This is a genomic window from Achromobacter sp. ESBL13, assembly GCF_036668755.1.
Taxonomy (GTDB): Bacteria; Pseudomonadota; Gammaproteobacteria; order Burkholderiales; family Burkholderiaceae_B; genus Achromobacter.
The window spans coordinates 182,966-204,405 of the sequence record NZ_JAZEVT010000002.1 but is presented as its reverse complement, the minus strand read 5'-3'; the positions used below and the strand labels follow the sequence as shown (position 1 = coordinate 204,405).

The 21,440-nt window shown below is 65.8% G+C and carries 18 protein-coding genes; 5 read left to right on the top strand and 13 right to left on the bottom strand.

Going from position 1 to position 21,440, the window contains the following annotated elements; translation table 11 throughout:
* Positions 1–4: 4 nt before the first annotated feature.
* From V6F88_RS09660 to V6F88_RS09635, 6 genes are all read right to left on the bottom strand, one after another.
* The gene (locus V6F88_RS09660; protein ID WP_332609157.1) at positions 5–1,240 is read right to left on the bottom strand and encodes an MFS transporter; all 1,236 of its coding nucleotides are present in this window, start codon (positions 1,238–1,240) and stop codon (positions 5–7) included.
* 251 nt (positions 1,241–1,491) lie between these two features.
* Positions 1,492–3,519 carry an acetyl/propionyl/methylcrotonyl-CoA carboxylase subunit alpha gene (locus tag V6F88_RS09655; protein WP_332609156.1) on the bottom strand — a complete coding sequence of 676 codons (2,028 nt, stop codon included), beginning with the start codon at positions 3,517–3,519 and terminating at the stop codon, positions 1,492–1,494.
* Positions 3,520–3,596: 77 nt separating this feature from the next.
* Positions 3,597–5,204: a carboxyl transferase domain-containing protein gene (locus V6F88_RS09650; RefSeq protein WP_332609154.1), complete on the bottom strand. Its 1,608-nt coding sequence runs from the start codon at positions 5,202–5,204 to the stop codon at positions 3,597–3,599.
* 214 nt (positions 5,205–5,418) lie between these two features.
* Positions 5,419–6,600: an acetyl-CoA C-acetyltransferase gene (locus V6F88_RS09645; protein ID WP_046803956.1), complete on the bottom strand. Its 1,182-nt coding sequence runs from the start codon at positions 6,598–6,600 to the stop codon at positions 5,419–5,421.
* A gap of 2 nt (positions 6,601–6,602) precedes the next feature.
* Positions 6,603–8,522 (bottom strand): bifunctional isocitrate dehydrogenase kinase/phosphatase, encoded by a 1,920-nt coding sequence (aceK, locus tag V6F88_RS09640; protein ID WP_332609153.1) that lies wholly within the window; start codon positions 8,520–8,522, stop codon positions 6,603–6,605.
* A 22-nt stretch (positions 8,523–8,544) separates the two neighbouring features.
* Complete coding sequence (locus V6F88_RS09635; protein WP_332609152.1) at positions 8,545–9,723, bottom strand: isovaleryl-CoA dehydrogenase; 1,179 nt, start codon at positions 9,721–9,723, stop codon at positions 8,545–8,547.
* 247 nt (positions 9,724–9,970) lie between these two features.
* Here V6F88_RS09635 and V6F88_RS09630 point away from each other — a divergent pair, with 247 nt between their 5' ends.
* Positions 9,971–11,149, top strand: coding sequence for a M20 aminoacylase family protein (locus V6F88_RS09630; protein WP_332609151.1), 1,179 nt, complete (start codon positions 9,971–9,973; stop codon positions 11,147–11,149).
* Between the two features lie 59 nt (positions 11,150–11,208).
* Positions 11,209–12,180, top strand: a complete 972-nt coding sequence (locus V6F88_RS09625; protein WP_332609150.1) for a Bug family tripartite tricarboxylate transporter substrate binding protein — start codon at positions 11,209–11,211, stop codon at positions 12,178–12,180.
* Here the strand turns inward: V6F88_RS09625 and V6F88_RS09620 are convergent.
* The 3 genes from V6F88_RS09620 to V6F88_RS09610 all read right to left on the bottom strand — a co-directional run bounded on the left by V6F88_RS09620 (position 12,167) and on the right by V6F88_RS09610 (position 14,215).
* The gene (locus V6F88_RS09620) at positions 12,167–13,240 is read right to left on the bottom strand and encodes a hypothetical protein (RefSeq protein WP_332609149.1); all 1,074 of its coding nucleotides are present in this window, start codon (positions 13,238–13,240) and stop codon (positions 12,167–12,169) included. The two genes, V6F88_RS09625 and V6F88_RS09620, sit on opposite strands and share 14 nt — an antisense overlap.
* A gap of 251 nt (positions 13,241–13,491) precedes the next feature.
* On the bottom strand, positions 13,492–13,824 hold the full coding sequence (locus tag V6F88_RS09615; RefSeq protein WP_332609148.1) for a YnfA family protein: 333 nt from the start codon (positions 13,822–13,824) through the stop codon (positions 13,492–13,494).
* A 10-nt stretch (positions 13,825–13,834) separates the two neighbouring features.
* Positions 13,835–14,215 carry a MerR family transcriptional regulator gene (locus tag V6F88_RS09610; protein ID WP_046803951.1) on the bottom strand — a complete coding sequence of 127 codons (381 nt, stop codon included), beginning with the start codon at positions 14,213–14,215 and terminating at the stop codon, positions 13,835–13,837.
* A 73-nt stretch (positions 14,216–14,288) separates the two neighbouring features.
* On the opposite strand from V6F88_RS09610, the gene V6F88_RS09605 reads away from it, so the two are divergent.
* Positions 14,289–15,356, top strand: coding sequence for an MBL fold metallo-hydrolase (locus tag V6F88_RS09605; protein ID WP_332609146.1), 1,068 nt, complete (start codon positions 14,289–14,291; stop codon positions 15,354–15,356).
* Positions 15,357–15,389: 33 nt separating this feature from the next.
* Here the strand turns inward: V6F88_RS09605 and V6F88_RS09600 are convergent, their stop codons facing one another.
* Entirely contained in the window at positions 15,390–16,016 is a 627-nt protein-coding gene (locus V6F88_RS09600) for a LysE family translocator (protein ID WP_332610230.1), read from the bottom strand.
* Positions 16,017–16,233: 217 nt separating this feature from the next.
* Here V6F88_RS09600 and V6F88_RS09595 point away from each other — a divergent pair, with 217 nt between their 5' ends.
* Positions 16,234–16,956 carry a nitroreductase gene (locus tag V6F88_RS09595; RefSeq protein WP_332610229.1) on the top strand — a complete coding sequence of 241 codons (723 nt, stop codon included), beginning with the start codon at positions 16,234–16,236 and terminating at the stop codon, positions 16,954–16,956.
* 84 nt (positions 16,957–17,040) lie between these two features.
* Positions 17,041–18,234, top strand: coding sequence for a cystathionine beta-lyase (metC, locus tag V6F88_RS09590; RefSeq protein ID WP_332609145.1), 1,194 nt, complete (start codon positions 17,041–17,043; stop codon positions 18,232–18,234).
* 162 nt (positions 18,235–18,396) lie between these two features.
* Here metC and V6F88_RS09585 read toward each other — a convergent pair whose 3' ends face one another.
* The 3 genes from V6F88_RS09585 to V6F88_RS09575 form a co-directional block, all read right to left on the bottom strand.
* Positions 18,397–19,416: a hypothetical protein gene (locus V6F88_RS09585; RefSeq protein ID WP_332609143.1), complete on the bottom strand. Its 1,020-nt coding sequence runs from the start codon at positions 19,414–19,416 to the stop codon at positions 18,397–18,399.
* A complete protein-coding gene (locus V6F88_RS09580) occupies positions 19,395–20,612 on the bottom strand; it encodes an ABC transporter substrate-binding protein (protein ID WP_332609142.1) in 1,218 nt (405 codons plus the stop codon). The genes V6F88_RS09585 and V6F88_RS09580 overlap by 22 nt, the downstream gene beginning before the upstream one ends.
* 166 nt (positions 20,613–20,778) lie before the next feature.
* Positions 20,779–21,411, bottom strand: coding sequence for a thiol:disulfide interchange protein DsbA/DsbL (locus tag V6F88_RS09575; RefSeq protein ID WP_332609141.1), 633 nt, complete (start codon positions 21,409–21,411; stop codon positions 20,779–20,781).
* Positions 21,412–21,440: the final 29 nt, after the last annotated feature.

The following is a 21,440-nucleotide window of genomic DNA, read 5'->3' as shown; positions in this document are numbered from 1 at the left end:
GCCTTTAGGTCCGCGCCGATTCGTGGCCGTGCAGGGTCTTGAGCCTTCGTAATTCCGGGAACCAGCGCATCCACAGCCCGGCAACCGCAATCGTGCCCAAGCCGCCCAGCACCACGGCGGGCACCGCGCCGAACAGCTCGGCCGTCAAACCGGATTCGAATTCGCCCAGCTGGTTCGACGCGCCGATAAACAAGGTGTTTACCGCGCTGACGCGGCCCAGCATGTGGTCGGGTGTGTTCAGCTGCACCAGGGAGGACCGCACTACGACGCTGACCGAATCGGCCGCGCCCAGCACGACCAGGGCCACCACGGACAACGGAATCGACGTGGACAAGCCAAATACGGTCGTCGCCAACCCGAACACGATCAGCGAACCGAACAGCAGGCGCCCCACGTTGTCGCCCAGGCTTAAGCGCGCCAGCGTCAAGGACATCAAGGCCGCGCCGCACGCGGGTGCGGCGCGCAAGGCGCCCAAGGCCCACGGCCCGGCATTCAGGATGTCTTTGGCGAACAGCGGCAGCAAGGCCGTTGCGCCGCCCAGCAGCACGGCAAACAGATCCAGCGATAAGGTGCCCAGCAGCAGGCGGCGTTGAAAGATGAAGGTGATGCCGGCAAACAGTGTGTGCCAGGTCGTGGGCTCCTTGCGCGGCGGCGCGCGTTCGATGACCAGCGTGGCAATGGACGCGAATGCCGTCAGGTACAACGCCGCCGCCACGCAATAGATCCACCCCGCGCCCAGGCTGTAGCCGATGCCGCCCAACGCGGGGCCGGCGATCTGGGCGATCTGCCCGCCCGATGAAGATAGTGCCGTGGCGCGCGGCAACCATACGCGCGGCACCACGGCGGGGATCAGCGTGGACAAGGTGGGGGCCTCGAAGGCGCGCGCCGAACTCATGATGATGATGGTGGCGTAGATCAGCGTCTTGCCGCCCACGCCATGCAGCGCGGCAATGGCCAGCACCAGGGTCGCCAGCGTTTCCATGGCCATGCACAGGGCAACGATCTTGCGGCGGTCGTAGCGGTCGGCCACGTGGCCCACCACCAACGTCAGCGCGGCCATGGGCAGGAACTGGGCCAGGCCGATCAAGCCCAGGTCCATGGCGCTGCCGGACAGCGCGTAGATCTGCCAGCCGACCGCTACCGAGACGATCTGGAACGCCAGCGAAGCGCTGACGCGGGCGAACAGGAAGTGCAGGAATGGCGGGCGGGTAAGCGGACTGGGGGAATCGGGGGCGGGCATGACAGCGTGCGCGGCAGGCGCGCGGGCGGCGCCGGAAGGCACATTCTAGTGACAGCCGGCTGACGCGAAACTAAAGCGCCAGCCGGCGGGGCGATGCGCGGCGGGTCATTGCGGCAGAGCGCGCCGCGATGGCCATGCCGACGGGGTTGCCATCGGGAAACTGCTTAGCGACATCGCGCCGCCCGTCCGCGCCACCACTCCGCGCCACCACTCCGCGCCACCCCTCCGCGACCGCGAGCGGCGACTCTTGCTTACGCGCCGATCGACACCAGCTCGGCGCCCTCGGTGACCTGGTCGCCCACGCCGTAGAACACTTCTTCCACCTTGCCGTCGGCGGGCGCGGAAATCGTGTGCTCCATTTTCATGGCTTCCATCACCAGAAGTGGCTGGCCCTTTTCAACGGTGTCGCCCGCCTTGACCGAGATCGAGATGATCTTGCCCGGCATCGGCGCGGTCAGGCCGCCGGCATGCTCGCCCTGCGTGTCCTGCGCGTGTGCCAGCGGGTCGTACAGTTCCAGCACGTGCACGCCGTTGTCGCCAAAGACGTGGGCGCGGTCGGCATGCAGCACGACGGTGCCGGCGTTTTCATGGCCGGCCAGCGTAATGCGCAGTCCGTAGGCCAGATTGGGATTCGCGCTGGCGTGCGCGCGCCACAGGAATGGCTGCGGCCCCGCGCCGGTGTCCAGCGTCCAGGCGCCGCCCTGGCGCGCAACGGTGACGCGGCGCGTCTCGCCGTTGTCCACCCATTGCAGGTGACGCTGATACTGGCCGCCCAGGCGCCAGCCGTCGCGTGCGTCCCAAGGGTCGGCGGGGCCTTTTCCGGCAGAGCTTGCGTTCGGCTGGGCCAGGCCCTGCCGCACCAGCACGGCGGCCGATGCCAGCGCCAGCGTGGCGGGGTCGGCTGGCTGCGGTTCGGGCAGCAGCGTGGCGCGCTGGCGTTCGATCAGGCCGGTGTCCAGGTCGGCGGCGGCAAACGCGGCGTCTTTCATCAGCCGCGACAGGAAGGCCACGTTGGTCTGCACGCCCACGGCCTGCGTTTGCGCCAATGCTTGAAGCATGCGCTGGCGGGCCTGGTCGCGGTCGGCGCCGTGCACGATCAGCTTGGCGATCATGGGGTCATAGAACGGCGTGATCGTGTCGCCCGTGCGCACGCCGCCATCGACGCGGATGTCGGCGTTGGCAAACGCGGTGTGCGGGGGCAGGCCCAGGTAGGCCAACGTGCCGATTGACGGCAGGAAGCCCTTTTCAGGGTTCTCGGCGTAGATGCGGGCCTCGATGGCGTGGCCGTTGATGCGCAGGTCTTCCTGGCGCGCCGGCAGCGGCTGGCCGGCGGCCACGCGCAGCTGCCATTCCACCAGGTCGTGGCCCGTGATCATTTCCGTGACCGGGTGTTCGACTTGCAGCCGCGTGTTCATTTCCATGAAGTAGAAGCGGCCGTCGGGCTCGGCGATGAATTCCACCGTGCCCGCGCCCACATAGCCCACCGCGCGCGCGGCGGCCACGGCGGCTTCGCCCATGGCGCGGCGGCGTTCTTCGGTCATGCCGGGGGCGGGGGCTTCCTCGATGACTTTCTGGTGGCGGCGCTGCACGGAGCAATCGCGTTCGAACAGGTAGACGCAATTGCCCTGCGTGTCCGCGAACACCTGGATTTCAATGTGGCGCGGTTTTTGCAGATAGCGTTCGATCAGCACGCGGTCATCGCCAAAACTGGATGCCGCTTCGCGTTGGCACGAGGCCAGCGCGTCCAGGAATGCACCGGAAGATTCCACGACGCGCATGCCCTTGCCGCCGCCGCCCGCGCTGGCCTTGATCAGCACGGGGTAGCCGATGCCGTCGGCCTGCGCTTTCAGGAATTGCGGGTCCTGGTTGTCGCCGTGATAGCCGGGCACCAGCGGAACGCCGGCTTTTTCCATCAACGACTTGGCGGCCGACTTGCTGCCCATGGCGGCAATGGCGGATGCCGGCGGGCCCACGAACGCGATGCCGGCCTTTTCAGCGGCTTCGGCAAAGGCTTCGTTTTCCGACAGAAAGCCGTATCCCGGGTGGATGGCGCCCGCGCCCGTGTCGCGCGCGGCTTGCAGGATGGCGTCGGCCCGCAGATAGCTGGCGCGCGGTTCCGATCCGCCGATGTAAACGGCTTGATCGCAAGCGGCCACGTGGCGCGCGTTGGCGTCCGCGTCCGAATACACGGCGACGGTGCGGATGCCCATGCGGCGGGCGGTGGCGGCGACGCGGCAGGCGATCTCGCCGCGATTGGCAATCAGCAAAGTGTCGAACATGAATGTCATCCTGGCTGTAATTCTTCTTGAACTGCAAGCGCTGGCGCTGCGGTAGGGGCGCGATCGGGGCCGATGCCCTACATGCGGAAGACGCCGAAACGCGTGTCTTCAATGGGCGCGTTCAACGCGGCGGACAACGCCAGGCCCAGCACGCGGCGCGTGTCGGCGGGCGCAATGATGCCGTCGTCCCAGAGGCGCGCGGTGGCGTAGTACGGATGGCCTTCGTGTTCGTACTGTTCGCGGATGGGGGCCTTGAACGCGGCTTCTTCGTCGGCGGACCACTGGCCGCCACGCGCTTCGATGCCATCGCGCTTGACGGTGGCCAGGACGCTGGCGGCCTGCTCGCCGCCCATGACCGAGATGCGCGCGTTGGGCCACATGAACAGCATGCGCGGGGAATAGGCGCGGCCGCACATGCCGTAGTTGCCGGCGCCGAACGAGCCGCCGATCAGCACGGTGAACTTGGGCACGGCGGCGGTGGCCACCGCCGTCACCATCTTGGCGCCATGGCGCGCAATGCCTTCGTTTTCATATTTGCGGCCGACCATGAAGCCGGTGATGTTCTGCAGGAACACCAGCGGTATCTTGCGCTGTGCGCACAGTTCGATAAAGTGCGCGCCCTTTTGTGCCGACTCTGAAAACAGGATGCCGTTGTTGGCGACGATGCCCACGGGCATGCCCTGGATATGTGCAAAGCCGGTCACCAGCGTGGGGCCGAAGCGCGCCTTGAATTCGTCGAACTCCGAGCCGTCCACGATGCGCGCGATGACTTCGCGCACGTCATAGGGCTTGCGCGTGTCGGCGGGAATGATGCCGTTCAGTTCGCTGGGGTCGTAGCGCGGATCGCGCGGCGCGATGGTGGCCAGTTGCGCGGGCTTCTTGCGATTAAGCCGCGCGACGGCGTTGCGCGCCAGTTGCAGCGCGTGCATGTCGTTGGCGGCCAGGTGGTCCACCACGCCGGACAGGCGCGTGTGCACGTCGCCGCCGCCCAGGTCCTCGGCGCTGACTTCTTCGCCCGTGGCCGCCTTCACCAGCGGCGGGCCGCCCAGGAAAATGGTGCCCTGGTTCTTCACGATGATGGATTCATCGCTCATGGCGGGCACGTAGGCGCCGCCGGCGGTGCACGAGCCCATCACCACGGCGATCTGCGAAATGCCCTGAGCGGACATCTGCGCCTGGTTGTAGAAGATGCGGCCGAAGTGTTCGCGGTCGGGGAACACTTCGTCTTGCTGCGGCAGGTTGGCGCCGCCGGAATCCACCAGGTAGACGCAGGGCAGATGATTTTGCGCCGCGATTTCCTGGGCCCGCAAATGCTTCTTGACGGTCATTGGGTAGTAGGTGCCGCCCTTGACCGTGGCGTCGTTGCAGACGATGACGCATTCGGTGCCGGACACACGGCCGATGCCGGTGATGACGCCCGCGCCGGGCGCGTCGCCGTCGTACATGCCATGCGCCGCCATGGGCGACAGCTCCAGAAACGGGGTGCCCGGATCGATCAGGTTTTCGACGCGGTCGCGTGGCAGCAGCTTGCCGCGCGCCACGTGCTTGGCGCGCGCGGCTTCGCTGCCGCCCAGCGCGGTCTGCGCCAGTTTCTGATTCAGATCATCCAGCTGCGCCTGCATGGCGCGCGCGTTATCGGTGTAGTCCTGCGACCGCGGATTGATGCGGGATTCGATGATGGGCATGGGGTTCCACCCGTCCTGCGTGATTGGAATTTGAAGGCGCTCTGGTCGAGCGGTTTGTCTCTGCTTCCCGGTGGGCCGGGCATTCTTGTCAAATGGGTTTTCGTTGCGCCTTTCCCGGCGCGCGCGGCTTGCCGTCGCGCCCGCAAGCCTTGTCGACAGGCGCAGCGAAAAACCAGGCTGGAAGACGGAACGCGTCCGTCTTCCAGGTACCGGCTTAGACCATTTCGATAGCCATCGCCACGGCTTCACCGCCGCCGATGCACAGCGTGGCAACGCCGCGCTTGCCGCCGGTCTTGCGCAATGCGCCGACCAGCGTGGCCATCAGGCGCGCGCCCGATGCGCCGATCGGGTGGCCCAGGGCGGTCGCGCCGCCATGGACGTTGACCTTGTCGTGCGGCAGCTTGAAGTCGTTCATGGCGGCCATGGTGACCACCGCGAAGGCTTCGTTAATTTCGTACAGGTCCACGTCCTCGGCCTTCCAGCCCGTCTTGGCGAACAGGTTCTTCAGCGCGCCGACCGGCGCGGTGGTGAACCAGCCCGGCTCTTGTGAATGCTGGCTGTGGCCAACGATGCGGGCCAGCGGTTTGACGCCGAGTTTTTCGGCGGTGGACGCGCGCATCAGCACCATGGCGGCCGCGCCGTCGGAAATCGACGACGAGTTGGCGGCGGTGATGGTGCCGTCTTTCTTGAAGGCGGGCTTGAGCGTCGGGATCTTTTCCGGCATGGCCTTGGTGGGGGCTTCGTCGGTGTCGATCACCGTGTCGCCCTTGCGGCCGGCAACGGTGACGGGCGCGATTTCCCACTTGAAGCTACCGTCTTCGGTGGCGGCGCGGGCGCGGCGCAGCGATTCCAGCGAGAAAGCATCCTGCTGTTCACGCGTGAATTCATACTTGGCCGCGCAGTCTTCGGCGAACACGCCCATGGCCTTGCCCTTGTCGTAGGCATCTTCCAGGCCGTCCAGCGCCATGTGGTCATACACGGTGTTGTGGCCGAAGCGGTAGCCCTGGCGCGCCTTGAGCAACAGGTACGGCGCGTTGCTCATGCTTTCCTGGCCGCCCGCCACCACCACCTGCGCGCTGCCCGCCGCCAACAGGTCGTGGCCGAACATGGCTGCCTTCAGGCCTGAACCGCACACCTTGTGGATCGTGGTGCATGCCACGCCCAGCGGCAGGCCGGCACCCAGCGCGGCCTGGCGCGCGGGCGCCTGGCCCTGGCCGGCTTGCAGCACGTTGCCCATGATGACTTCGTCGACCTGGTCCGGCTTGATGCCGGCGCGTTCGATGGCGGCCTTGATGGCCACCGAACCCAGCTCATGCGCGGCCAGGCCGGACAGGCTGCCCAGCATGCCGCCCATGGGGGTGCGGGCGATGGAAACGATAACGATGGGATCTGACATGACTAACTCCTGTGGGGGTCGGGACAGCGTCTGGGTGTCGGCGCTGCGCGGTCGCCAGAAAGGCGTGCCGGACGCAGGCGTCTGTCCGTATCGTAAGGGAAAAATTCTTCAATACGGCCCTGCGCCACTTGGGCGCGGCAGGCCTGCCACCAGTCCGGTTCCAGCAGGTCGGCATGGTGACGCATGAAGGCGCCGCGCACGCGCGCGTCGCCCAGCAGGAAGCGGCCGAATTCTTCGGGGAATACGTCGTTCGGTCCGATGGCGTACCAGGGTTCGGACGCCATTTCCGCTTCTTCGTTGGGGGCCGGCGGGATGCGCCGGAAATTCATCTCGGTCATGCGCTGGATTTCGTCGTAGTCATAAAAGACGACGCGGCCCAGGCGCGTCACGCCGAAGTTCTTGTAAAGCATGTCGCCGGGGAAGATATTGGCGGCGGCCAACTGACGGATGGCATCGCCGTATTCGCGCACGGCCGGGTCCAGCAAGGCGTCGGACGCCTGGCGCAGATAGATATTGAGCGGCGTCATCCGCCGTTCGATGTAGACGTGGCGGATGACGACCGTGTCGGCCGTTTCTTCGATCAGGCTGGGCACCAGGCGGCGCAGTTCGTCCAGCAAGGCGGGCGCAAAACGGCTGCGCGGCAATGCCACCTGTGAATACTCCCAGGTATCGGCCATGCGGCCCACGCGGTCATGCAGCTTGACCATCTGGTACTTGCGCCGCACGGTGGCGTGGTCCATGCCGTCTTTATCGATGCGGTCCTTGATGAGCTTGAACACATAGGGATAGGACGGCAGCGTGAAGACGCACATCACCATGCCCTTGATGCCGGGCGCGATGTCGAAGGCGTCGCGCGAATGGGCCAGGTGATGCAGGAAGTCACGGTAGAACAGCGTCTTGCCCTGCTTTTGCAGGCCGATCATGGTGTAGAGCTCGGCCTTGGGCTTGCGCGGCAACAGGCTGGCCAGGAAGTTCACCACGGCGGCGGGCGTTTCCATGTCCACCAGGAAATAGGCGCGTGTGAAGCTGAACAGCGTGCTCAGGTCGTCGGCGCCCAGCAGCAGCGCGTCCAGCGTGACCTGGCCGGCCGGGTTGCGCGTCAGCGCCACGGCAAAGGGGTAGACGGTGGTCTGGTTGATCAGGCGGCCGACGATGTAGGCGCCCTTGTTGCGAAAGAACAGCGAGCCCAGCGCATGGATCTGGCAATCGCTGGCGATGCGCCGACCCACATGGCGGGGCAGCAGCGTGCGCAATTGCGCGACGGCGGCGCGCGCCAGCATGCGCGTATCGCGCGGCAGGTCTTCGAAAGGCAGCGCCAGGCCGAAGTCGGCCACCATGCGGATCAGGCTTTTTTCCAGGCCGTCGGTCGCCGGGTAGTACACCCGGTACGACGGGGTGCTGCTGTCCAGGTAGTCGGTCGCAACCGCGGGCCGCACGAACAGGAAGTCGTTATGGAAATAGTCGCGGTGCAACAGGCGGCACGAGACGGAATTGAAGAAGGTCTCGGCGCATTCGGGCTGCTTGTGGTCGCCCAGCAGGCCCACGAATTCCTGCTTGATCTGTTGCCAGTAGGCGGTCTGCGCGTCGGTCAGGGCGGGTACGGCCGCGCCGTTGCCGTTGGCGTTGCCGTTGTGGCCGGGGATGTCGTTCAGCGCGCCTTCCGGGCGGCCGCGCAGCACCCCTTCCAGCTGCGTGGCGCATTCGCGCACACGCATGTCGTAGTACTCGATGCGTTCGCGCGACAGGTGCTGGATGCCATGCCAGTCGCCCGATTCGAACAACGCCTTGGCCCGTTGCGCGCTGTAGCGAAACAGCGCGTAGTGGCGGTCGAAACCGGCCAGGATGATCCGCGCCACGTCCAGCGCCGAGGGCCCCGGGGCGGGGGCCTGCTCGATATGCTGGACGTCGGACATGCGGATCATGGCGGGGCGCTCGGCCGGCGTGTCAGGCGGTTTCGTTGAACAGTTCGCGGCCGATCAGCATGCGGCGGATTTCGCTGGTGCCCGCGCCAATTTCATACAGCTTGGCGTCGCGCCACAGGCGCCCCACCGGATATTCGTTGATGTAGCCGTTGCCGCCCAGGATCTGCACGCCCTCGCCCGCCATCCATGTGGCCTTCTCGGCCGTGTACAGGATCAATGCGGCGCAGTCCTTGCGTACCTGGCGCACGTGTTCTGTGCCCAGCTTGTCCAGGTTCTTGCCCACCTGGTAGCAAAACGCGCGGCTGGCTTGCAGCGTGGTGTACAGGTCTGCCACCTTGCCCTGGATCAACTGGAATTCGCCGATGGCCTGGCCGAATTGCTTGCGGTCATGGATGTAGGGCACGACCACGTCCATCACGGCCTGCATGATGCCCAGCGGTCCGCCGGACAAGACGGCGCGTTCGTAGTCCAGCCCGCTCATCAGCACCTTGACGCCGCCGTTGACCTGGCCCAGCACGTTTTCTTCGGGGATCTCGCAGTCCTGGAACACGAGTTCACCCGTGTGGCTCCCGCGCATGCCCAGCTTGTCCAGCTTTTGCGCCACCGAGAAACCCTTGAAGCCCTTTTCGACCAGGAAGGCGGTGATGCCGCGCTGGTGGGCCTCGGGGTCGGTCTTGGCGTAGACCACCAGCGTGTCGGCGTCGGGACCGTTGGTGATCCACATCTTGGTGCCGTTCAACACGTAGCGGTCGCCCTTCTTGTCGGCGCGCAGCTTCATGCTGACCACGTCCGAGCCGGCGCCCGGTTCGCTCATGGCCAAGGCGCCCACGTGTTCGCCGGAGATCAGCTTGGGCAGGTACTTGGCCTTTTGCGCCGTGGTGCCGTTGCGGTTGATCTGGTTCACGCACAGGTTCGAATGCGCGCCGTACGACAAGCCGACCGAGGCGCTGGCGCGCGAGATTTCTTCCATCACCACCATGTGGGCCAGATAGCCCATGTTGGCGCCGCCATATTCTTCGTCGGCCGTCATGCCCAGCACGCCAAGCTCACCGAATTTGCGCCAGAGGTCCATCGGAAACTGGTCGCTGCGATCCACCTCGGCAGCGCGCGGAGCGATCTCGGCCTGCGCAAAATTACGCACGGCGTCGCGCAGCATGTCCAGGTCTTCGCCCAGGTCGAAGTTCAGGCCGGGAAGGTTCATCGATGTCTCCGTGATAGTGGGTGCTTACATTCTTATGAGCGCCTGTGGCCTGCGCCGCGCCGCCATCGTGTGGCTCATCATGCGCCGATCCGGTGTCGCCGCGCAATGATGCACCGCAAATATTACGTTTACGTAAACGTAAATTGGAGTCGGGTAATCCCTAGGAAATTGCCGCTTTCATGGGGAAGAACGCTGTTTACTATTCGCCTCTGTCCCCCGAATTAGCCTGATCGAAGCGGAGTGTGCCGTGCTTGAACTATCCAATCTGGACGAAATTGTGGCGCTGCGGCGCGATATCCATATGCACCCGGAGCTTTGCTACGAAGAGCACCGAACCGCCAAAGTAGTGGCGGACACGCTGCGTGGCTGGGGCATCGAGACGCATACGGGCATCGCCAAGACCGGCGTGGTGGGCGTGATCAAGCGTGGCACGTCGGACCGGGCCATCATGTTGCGCGCCGACATGGACGCCCTGCCCATGCAGGAAGAAAACCAGTTTGAACACCGCTCGCGCCATGACGGCAAGATGCACGGTTGCGGCCACGACGGCCACACCGCCATGCTGCTGGCGGCGGCGCGGCACTTGCAGGCGGCCGGCGGCTTTGATGGCACCGTGTACCTGTGCTTCCAACCCGCCGAGGAAGGCGGTGCGGGCGGCCGCGCCATGATCCAGGACGGTCTGTTCACGCGCTTCCCCTGTGAAGCCGTGTTCGGCATGCACAACTGGCCGGGCCTGCCGGCCGGGTCGTTCGGCGTGTGCGCCGGCCCCATGATGGCGGCGGCCAATGGTTTCAAGATCACCGTCAAGGGCAAGGGCGGCCACGCCGCCGCGCCGCAGGATTGCAATGACCCGGTGCCTGCCCTGTTCGCCATCGGCCAGGCGCTACAAACCATCCTGACCCGCAGCAAGCGCCCGCTGGACGCGGCCGTGCTGTCGATCACGCAGGTGCAGGCCGGCGGCAGCGTCATCAACGTCATTCCGAACACGGCCTGGCTGGGCGGCTCGGTGCGCGCGTATCGCACCGAGGTCGTCGACCTGATCGAACGCCGCATGAACGAAATTGCCGGCAACATCGCCGCCGCGCATGGCTGCGAAGCTGACGTGTTCTTCGAACGCCGCTACCCGGCACTGGTCAACACCGTGGCCGAAACGGAATTTTGCATGCAGGTCATGCGCGATGTGGTCGGCGACGACCGCGCGCTGACGATCGAGCCCGCCATGGCATCGGAAGATTTCGCGTTCCTGTTGCAGGAAAAGCCGGGTTGCTACGTCTTCCTGGGCAATGGCGACGGCGAACACCGCATGGCCGGCCACGGCCTGGGCCCGTGCATGTTGCACAACGCCAGCTATGACTTCAATGATTCGTTGATACCGGCGGGCGCGTCGTACTGGGTTCGCCTGGCGCAACGCTATCTGACGGCCTGACGGGCTGGTCCGCCTGACGCTTTACCTCACGCAGTGCTACGCAACATCACCAGGACAATATGAAAAAGAAGACTTTGCTGATCAAGGCCGCGGGGGCGGCCCTGGCAATCGTGGCAAGCGGCGCCATGGCCCAAGGCTGGCCCGCCAAACCCATCACGTTGGTGGTGCCGTACACGGCGGGCGGTAGCGCGGACGCCATCGGACGCCGTTTGGGCGACGTGCTGCGCAAGGAAGCCAACGTAACCGTCATCGTTGAAAACAAGCCGGGCGCGGGCGCCTCGGTGGGCACCGACTTCGTTGCGCGCTCGCAGCCGGACGGCACGACGCTGCTGCTGGCATCGACCAGCCCGCTGACGATCTTCCCGCATCTGGCCAAGACCAACTACGACCCGATGAAGGACCTGACGCCGGTGGCCAGCGTGGCCGTCGCACCCGTGGCCATCGTTGCCACCAAGGCCCTGCCGGTCAAGGACTTTGCGGGCTTGATCGACTACGCCAAGTCGCATCCGGAAGGCGTGCGTTACGGCACGCCGGGCCAGGGTACGGTGGCGCATATCGGCATGGCCGCCGTCACCAAGCAGACCGGCACGCAGATGCTGCATGTGCCCTATCGCGGCAACAGCCAGGCGCTGACCGACGGGCTGGGCGGCGTGGTGGAATTGCTGGTGGTCAATAGCGACGTGGTGCTGCCGCACGTGGCCAACGGCGCGTTGAAGCCGCTGGCGGTGATGGCGCCGCAACGCCTGGCCGCATGGCCCGACGTGCCGACGATGGCCGAACTGAAGTTGCCGCAAGCGCAGTACTACTCGAACTTTGGCGTGTTCGCGCCCGCCAACCTGCCGCCCACCGTGTCCCAGCCGCTGCTGGCCGCGCTGACGCGCGCGGTGGCCAGCGCTGATTTCCAGGACCTGCTGGCCAAGTCGTATCTGCAACCCGGCACCGCGACCGGCGAAGCCTTCGCCAAGCAGGTGCAGGCGGAATTCACCAACAACGCCCGCCTGATCAAAGAGGGCAATATCAAGGCCGATTAAGCCGTGGCTTGTGGGGCAGCCCGCGGTCGTCCACCGGCAGCCCCATCACCCGATAACGCATGGCGGCCAGCGATTTGGCGTTGGTGATGCGGGCCATGTGGGCGCATTGCGCGCACCAATGGCCCGCGCGAATCGACGCGAACGGCGCGTGCCAATCGTGGCCGCGATGGCATAGCCAGTGCATCTTCCGGGTGGTGTTCAAATACACGGACGTGAGGCATTCGCCACCGCGATCGCGGGCCGCCTGATGCGCGGCTTCGATGCCCAGCCGCTTGTTCAGGTTGGCGCACACGCCGCACCAACTGCCCAGCAGAACCTTGCCGCCGGTGGTCAGCCATTCGTGGCCGTCGGCGCAGCGGAATCGATACCGCACGCCCAGCCCGCGATAGGCATCCGACAGGCACAGGCCGCCGCGCTCTTTGGCCTTGCGTTGCAGCCGCGCCAGGCCGTCGGGATGCCGATAGCCTTCGACCTTGCGCAGGCGCGCGCATTCCGGGCACCAGGTTCGACGCAGCACATCCGCACCCGCCGCCTCCCATTCGTGCCCCGCGCCGCAGCGGAATTGGAAGCTCTTTTGCCCGCGCGGGCTGGCGGTATCCAGGCACTGTCCGCCGCGCGCGACCGCGGTCTTGTGGATACGCCCAAGCAGGTCGTCGCGCCGGCGTCGGTAGCCCGCGTCGCGCCCACACACGGCGCAACCGACACGTTGCAGCGCTTTGTTGCCCTTGCGGTTCCAGGCGTGGCCGGCGTCGCATTGAAAACGATGCGGTACATCCCAGCCCAGCCAGTGGGGTTCCAGGCACGTGACCCCATTCTTCTGCGCCAGTTCGCCCAGGCGGGCGAAGTTGGCGCCGGCCGCGCATAGCGGGCACTTGACTTGCAGCGCGCGGCCGAAAGTTTGCAGCGTCCGCTGGAATTGGTGGCCCACGTTGCATTGAAAACGGTACATCGCCGACAAGCCCCGCCAATGCGTATCCAGGCATTCAAAGCCGGCCGCATCGGCGGCGATGCGCAATTGCGGTTGGCGGTCGAGGATGGGGTGTTGGGGCTTCGTGTGCATGAGGAATCCTGTTGCCAGAGACACCGCCATTGACCACCGTGCGCCGCCGCAAGAACCCGGCAAGACAGAAGCAAAGCCGAAGGAAAGGCGCAAGGGCTTCGGGCGATCACGGCCGCGATGCAGCGGCGATGGCGATTGCCGATCTTGCCTTCCTGTCGGACGCAAAGATATTGGAAAAGTCTTATTTTTGGTCGGAACTTTCTGAGGCGGCGCCGGGGTTAGACCAGTGCCGCGCCAGGCCAGGCCACGCTTCAGGCCGGTCGGGGCCCGAACATGATCACAAGCATGCCGGCCAGGCACAGGCCGACGCCCAGCCAGTCGCTTGCGCTGGGCCGCAGGCCGTCCACTGCCCACAACCACATCAGCGCCATGCCGATGTACACGCCGCCGTAAGCCGCGTAGACCCGGCCGGAGGCGGCCGGGTGCAAGGTCAGCAGCCAGGCGAACAGCGCCAGGCTGGCCGCGGCCGGGGCCAGTAACCAGATGGAATGGCCCTTGCGTAACCACAGGTACGGGAGGTAGCAGCCGATGATTTCGGCCAGCGCCGTCAGGACGAACAGCGCAAGGGTCTGCAAGGCGGCCATGAGCGCGCCTTCAGGGTTTTTGCGCCAGCAGCGCGCGGCATTCGCGTTCCTGCTGGGCAATTTCCTGCAAGGTGTCTTCGATGTCGCGGCGCTGCTGTTCCAGCGTGTCGCGATGCTGTTCCAGCACGCTGAGGTACTGGCGCAATTGCACTTCGGTATCGCCGGGGCCGTCGTACATGTCGATCAGCGTCAGGATTTCAGACAGCTGCAATCCCAGGCGTTTGCCGCGCAGCGCCAGTTTCAGGCGCGTGCGGTCGCGCGGACCAAAGATGCGGTTGCGGCCCTCGCGCGCCGGGCTGACGATACCCTGGTCTTCATAGAAGCGGATCGTGCGGGGCGTGACGTCGAACTCGCGGGCGAGTTCCGAGATGGTCCAGGTTGACGAGGGCATGCGGCGTGTGGCAGTTTACGTAAACGTAAATTATGATGACTTGACGTCAACGTCAAGCGTGGAGCAAGAGGCAATGAACCCCAACGAACAGAAATTGCAGTACCCCTGGGCGGACTTCCAGCCCGAAGCCGGCCGGGCCCATGTGGTGGCGGAAGGCGTCAAGTGGATCCGGATGCCGCTGCCGTTCGCGCTGGATCATATCAACCTCTGGCTGCTGCGCGACCGCATCGATGGCCAGGACGGCTGGACCATCGTTGACTGTGGCATCTCGCGCGACGAGGTCAAAACGCTGTGGGAAGACGTCTTCAAGAACGAACTTGAAGGGCTGCCCGTGCTGCGCGTGCTGGTCACGCATATGCACCCTGACCACGTCGGCCTTGCCCATTGGCTGTGCGAACGCTGGAACGCACGGCTGTGGATGACGATGACGGACTTCATGGTGGCCTCGTTGTGGTCGTCGCGCCGCAACGAAGCGGGCGGTGGCCCGGGCGGCCAGTCCGCCGTCGAACACTTTGCGCGCCACGGCCTGACGGACCTGGACGCGCAAGAGCAGATCCGCCAGCGCGCCAACTACTACCCCAACCTGGTGCCGGCTGTGCCCGCCCGCTACACGCGCATCATGCACGGCGATCAAGTTCGCATCGGTGACCATGACTGGCGCGTGATCGTGGGTTACGGCCATGCGCCGGAGCATGCCTCGCTGTACAGCCCCGACCTGAACGTGTTGATCTCGGGCGACATGGTGCTGCCGCGCATTTCCACCAACGTCAGCGTGTTCGATTACGAGCCGGACGCCAACCCCTTGCCGCTGTACCTGCGGTCGCTGGACGGCTACGCCGGCCTGCCCCGCGACGCGCTGGTGCTGCCCTCGCACGGCCGGCCGTTCAAGGGCCTGCACGAGCGCATTGCGCAGCAGCATGAACACCACCGCGATCGTCTGGCTGAAGTGCTGGAGGCTTGCGCCGCGCAGCCGCGGTCAACGACGGACATCCTGCCCGTGTTGTTCAAGCGCAAGCTGGACCTGCATCAGCTGACCTTCGCCATGGGTGAAGCGCTGGCGCACCTGCATGCGCTGTATTTCGAAGGCAAGCTGCGTCGTGCCACCGGCGACGACGGCATCGTGCGGTTCACGGCTGCGTGATCGACAAGCGCGGCGGGTTCCTGGCAGGACCCGTCAGCGCGTCGCCGTGGCCAGTCTGACGGCCAGGCCCACGAACACCAGCGCGGCGATGCGATTCAACCAGCGCTTGGCCGTGACCGAGCGTTGCAGCAGTTCGCCGAACGCGCCGGAAAAGAACGCGATGGCGCCGAACACCAGCAACGTCGACACCATGAACACCGCGCCCAGCTGCATGACCTGCAAGCCGACCGGGCCCAGGGCGGGCGTGGTGAATTGCGGCAGGAAGGCAAAGAAGAACAGCAGCACCTTGGGATTGGTCAGGTTCATGACGATGCCGCGCCGGTACAGCGCGCCGGGCTTGAGCGGTTCGGGCCGCTTGCCGTCGTCCGATTCGACCGGCGCGCGCAGGATTTGCCAGGCCAGGTACGTCAGGTACGCCGCGCCCGCCAGCTTAAGCGCCGTGAACGCCATGGGCGACGCGGCAAACACCGCGGCAAGACCGAGCGCGACGGCGGCCGTGTGACCCAGCAGACCGGTGCACAGCCCCAACACCACCAGCATGCCCGCCTTGCGTCCCCAGATAGCGGACTGCATCAGCACGAACACATTGTCCGGCCCGGGCGTCAGCGCCAGCAGCACGGCAATGCCGAAAAAAGCGATCAGGGTGTCGAAGGGCAGCATGGGACGTGGCCTGGTGGAGGTGGGCGCCGGGTAGCCGGAGAATGGCATCATAAGGGCAATTTCCCCGCTGTTCAGCCTTGCCATGCAACCCCAAGGACAGAGAGAGACACACACCATGACGACAAACGCCGCGCAGGCATCCCAGGCATCCCAGGCATCCCAGGTATCTCAAACCGCTCGGGCGCAACATGCCACCCACGATGCAACGCAATCCGCGATGCACGACGACGCCGCGACGCATCCCGGCGACGCAACGCGCGCCGATGCCGCGCTGCAAGCCCTGCTGCTGGCGCGGCACAGCTGCCGCGCCTTCCTGCCCACGCCGGTGCCGCGCGACGTCATCGAACGCATCCTGACGCTGGCTCAGCGCACGGCGTCATGGTGCAACTGCCAGCCCTGGCGCGTCGCGGTGACCGAAGGCGCGGGTACCGAACGCTTGCGCGCCGCGCTGCTGGCGCGAGCGCAACAAGCCGATGCGCCGTCAGGCTTTACCCCCGACTTCCCCTTCCCCCGCGAATACCGCAACGAATACCTGGCGCGCCGTCGCGAATCCGGCTTTCAACTGTACGGCGCGGTGGGCGTGGCGCGCGGTGATCGTGACGCCTACCGCCGGCAGGAAATGCGCAATTTTCAACTGTTCGATGCGCCGCACGTGGCCATCATCACTACCGACGAAGCGCTGGGCGAATACGGCGCCATGGATTGCGGCGGGTACGTCGCCAACTTCCTGCTGGCCGCCCAGGCCAACGGCGTGGCCACGGTGGCCCAGGCGTCGCTGGCGATGTATCCCGAGGTGTTGCGCGACGTGCTGGGCATCGATGCCGACCGGCGCGTGGTCTGCGGCATTTCGTTCGGCTATGCCGATGCCGATCATCCCGCCAACAGCTACCGCACGCGCCGCGCCGACCTGTCCGAAACGGTCCGCTGGGTCACCGGCTAGGGACAGGCGCCGCCGCGCCTGATAAGGTTCAGCCTGTTCGCCCCGAGTCCGGCCCCTGTTCATTTCTCCAGCGTTCCTTCGAAGATGACCTCCAAACACATCGATACGGTTTTGCAGCACGCGGGCACCGCCCCGTTCGACCCCCAGACCGGTACCGCGCCCGTGCCGCTGCCGCCCATGCGCGCCAGCACCGTGCGCTTTCAGAACCTGGCCGCCCTGGAACAGGCGCAGCGCAGCAAGGCCGAAGGCGGCCGCGCCACGACCTATGGCCGCATGGGCATGGACACCCACGCCGCGCTGGAACAGGTCTTTACGCAGCTGGAGGGCGGCACGCATTGCTACCTGGCGTCGTCGGGCTTGTCCGCGATGACGATGGTGATGATGGCGCTGTGCTCGGCCGGTGACCACGCGCTGATCTCCGATTGCGTCTACGGCCCGATGCGGGAACTGGACGATGCCGTGCTCAAGCGCATGAACATCGACATCACCTACTTCGCGGCCGACGAAGACCTGGACGCGCTGGTGCGGCCCAACACAAAGTTGCTGTACGTCGAGTCGCCGGGCTCGCTGCTGTTTGAAATGCTGGACATGGGCGCCATGGCGGCCTTCGCCAAGCGCCACGGCTTGGTGCTGGCCACCGACAACACCTGGGGCTCGGGCTACATCTACCGTCCGTTGACGCTGGGGGCGCAGGTGTCGATCATTGCCGGCACCAAGTACGTGGGCGGGCACTCTGACCTGATGCTGGGCGCGGTGGTGACCAACGACGAAGCCATCGCCAAAAAACTGAACCGCACGCAGTACGCGATGGGCTATTCCATCAGCGCAGACGACGCCTGGCTGGCGCTGCGCGGCGTGCGCACGATGCCGATCCGCATGGCGCAGCACGCGCGCCATGCCTTGCAGGTGTGCGAATTCTTCAAAAGCCGCCCCGAAACCGTGCGCCTTTTTCACCCCGCATTGCCCGAAGATCCCGGCCACGCGTTGTGGCAGCGCGATTGTTCCGGGTCCAACGGCATGCTGTCGGTTGAGTTGCGGCTGTCGCCCGCTGCCGCGCGCGCGTTCGTGGACGCACTGACCTTGTTCGGCATCGGCTTTTCGTGGGGCGGCTACGAAAGCCTGGTGCAGTTGGTGTCGCCCAAGGATTTGTCCAAGCACCGCTATTGGGGCGAAGGCGAGAACGCGCTGGTGCGTTTGCACATCGGCCTGGAAGCGCCCGAGGACATCATCGCGGACCTGACCCAGGCGCTGGAAAAGGCGGCGGCGGTCAGCGCATAGCGACGCGCGCCACTGTGACGCCGCGGCGCCGCGGCGCCGGATGCGGCATGGCGGCGCCGGATGCCGCGACGCTGCGCCGGGCATCGCGGCGCGCGTAGTCCCCCTGCGTAGTCACCGGCGTAGTTTCCCCGGGCTTAGTCGCCCCGGCTTAGTCGCCCCGGCTTAGTCACCCGCGACCGTGCCGCGTATCCACGCGCCGATGCGCGCGGCAATGTCGTCGCTGTTGTCATCCATCATCGGCATGTGCGAATTGCCGGCGATACCCATGTCGGCCAGCCTCCACGTGTCTACCCGGGCGCCGTGGCCCGCCAGCGAGTCGGCGTAGTCCTGCCCGCTTGCGCACAGGCGTCGCCATAGCGGCGTGGCGTCCAGATAGTCGCCATAGACGAACAGGAACGGCTTGTTTGCCACGGCGGCGGCCGTGACGTCGGCGGAGTAGCCCGACGGTTCGATACCGATCACGGCGCGCACCAGGTCGGGCCGCGCGTGCAGCGCCCGGTAAGCGACCTCGCCGCCATGGCTGTGCGCCACGACCAAACAGGGCCCGATGCGATCCAGCGCCGCGCAGAAACCGTGCAATGCCGCCTCGTTGTTGCCCAGCCAGCGCGGCACTGCGTGTCGGATGAAATCGTCGAACGCACCCACCGGAAAGCGCTGGCCCGCGAATGCACGACGCGTCTCGAAATCCTCCGCGCGGCCCAGGCGAAACAACGACCAGCTTTCTTCGGCGGTGCGGATGATGGGCGCCTCGGGCCACACCTGCTCAAACGGCGCCCAGCCGGCGCGGCCGCGTTCGACGTTGTCCACGACATACACCGCATGGCCCTGGCGCAGAAAGTGCTGCATCCAGCCCGCCCGGCCGTCCGGCGTCTGTTCCCACATCGCTCCCGTCATCCCGCCGCCGTGCAGCAACACGATGGGCAGCGGATGCGCCAGCCGTGCCGGGACGAAATACTGCACATAGGCCTGCTCGAAGTGGTACAGGCCGTTAGGGTCATACGCCAGCGACGCGCTTTTTGTGAAGGCGATCTCGCGCTGCGGCAGCCCGGCCACGCGCACCGGCCTGCCGCCCGCGTAGAAGCTGCCGAAGTCGGCCAGTGTGACGGCATCGCCCCGGGGCTGCGCGCGCGGGGCAGCCCCGGTTTCAGGCTTGGGCCGCGTCATCGCTTGACCAGCGGGCATTGGCTGTCCGACAGCGGCCAGGCCAATGTGTCGCCGGGAATGCTGCGCACGATGTTGTAGTAGTCCCAGGGCGCCTTCGATTGCGCGGGCGTCTTCACCTGCGCCAGCATCATGTCGCGCACCACCAGGCCGTCTTCGCGAATGCGTGCATTCATGCTGAACGGGTCGTCGATGGGCAGCGACTTCATCTTGGCCATCACCGCGTCCGGGTCCGCCGTGCCGGCCGCCTTCACGGCTTGCAGGTAGTGCCGCACCTGGCCGTACACACCGGCTTGCAGGAAGGTGGGCGGGCGGCCGACGCGCGCCTCGAACTTTTTGGTGAAGGCGCGCGTGCCGTCGTTCATGTCCCAGTACGACGGCACGGTCAGGTAGGTCTTCTGCGCGGCTTGCAGCCCCAGGCTGTGCACGTCGGTGATCAGCAACAACATGGCGGCCAGCTGCTGTACACCGCCGATGCCGAATTCCGCCGCCTGCTTGATGGCCGAAATCGTGTCGCCGCCCGCGTTCGCAATGGCGATGATCTGCGCCTTGGAGCCCTGCGCCTGCAACAGGAACGAGGCAAAGTCCGACGCGTTCAGGGGGTGGAACACGGTGCCCACGATTTCACCGCCGTTGGCTTTCACGACGGTTTCCGTGTCCGCCGCCAACTGCTTGCCGAAGGCGTAGTCCGACGCCAGGATGAACCAGCGCTTGTTGCCTTCATTGACCACGGCGGTGGCGGTGCCGCGCGACAAGGCATAGGTGGTGTACGTCCACTGCACGCCGTAGGGCGAGCACTGCGCCTGCGACAGCGCGGTGGTGCCGGGGCTGGAGAACAGCACCAGTTTCTTCTTTTCGCGCGCGATGCCCTGCACCGCCAGCGCGACCGAGGAATTGGGCACGTCCACCACGACGTCCACGCCGTCGGTGTCGTACCACTTGCGGACCATGCTGCTGCCGATGTCGGGGCGGTGTTGGTGGTCGCCCGAGACCAGTGAAATCGGCTTGCCCAGCACCGTGCCGCCCATCTCTTCGATGGCCAGCCGGGCGGCTTCCACCGACCCCTTGCCGGTGGCGTCGGCGGTAACGCCCGCCATGTCGGTCAGTACGCCGATCTTCACGCCGTCCGCCGTATTGGCGTGCGTGGCAATGGCGGTCAATGCCAGGCACAGGCCCAGCGCTCGTGCCGCGCGTATGCGCAAAAATTGCTGCTTCATTTGTCTTCCACCCTTTTGATGCCGTCGTCGCGGCGAATTCTTGTGGCAAAAGTGTAGCCCCGGCACATCAGAAAGTTGGAAGACTTTCTCAACGATTTCCCAAAGAAAAACGCCTCGGCCATGTGGCCGAGGCGTTTTGCACAATGAAGCGAGATGAACGCGTGACTTACTTGTTGCGCGCCATCGGGATCAGCTTGTCGACTTCCTTCAGGGCGCCTTCGTAGCTGTTGCCCGCCATGACCGGCGAGGTCATGAACTTGCCGCCGACGGCAAACGACGGGGTGCCGTCGATGCGGTAGGCCTCGGCCAGCTGCGTGGCGCGCTGCACTTGGGTCTGCACGCTGAACGAGTCGAACACGGAATCGAACTTGGCGCGGTCCACGCCTTGCGAGGCGGCCCATTCGCCCATGGACTTCTTGTCGAACAGGCGCTTGTTTTCACCGTGGATGGCGGTGAAGAATTTGGCGTGCAGGTCGGGGCGTTCCAGGGCCATGAACGTGTAGTAGACCTGTTGCAGCGGCTTCATGCCGGCATTGAACGCAATGGGAACCTGCTTGAGCACGACGTCGGCCGGGGCGGATTTGGCCCAGGTTTCCACCATGGGTTCCATGGCGGCGCAGTGCGGGCAGGTGTAGGCGAAAAATTCCAGTACTTCCACTTTGCCCGGGGTGTCGGAGGGCAGCGGCGGGTTGATGGCCACGTAGGCTTGGGTGCCTTGGGCGTGGCTAACCGGGCTGAAGAACGCGGAGGCGGTCAGCGCGGCCGCGGCCATGATGCGTACGATCTTGGGGGACAACATGGATGAGAGGTTCCTGAGTAAAAAGTTAC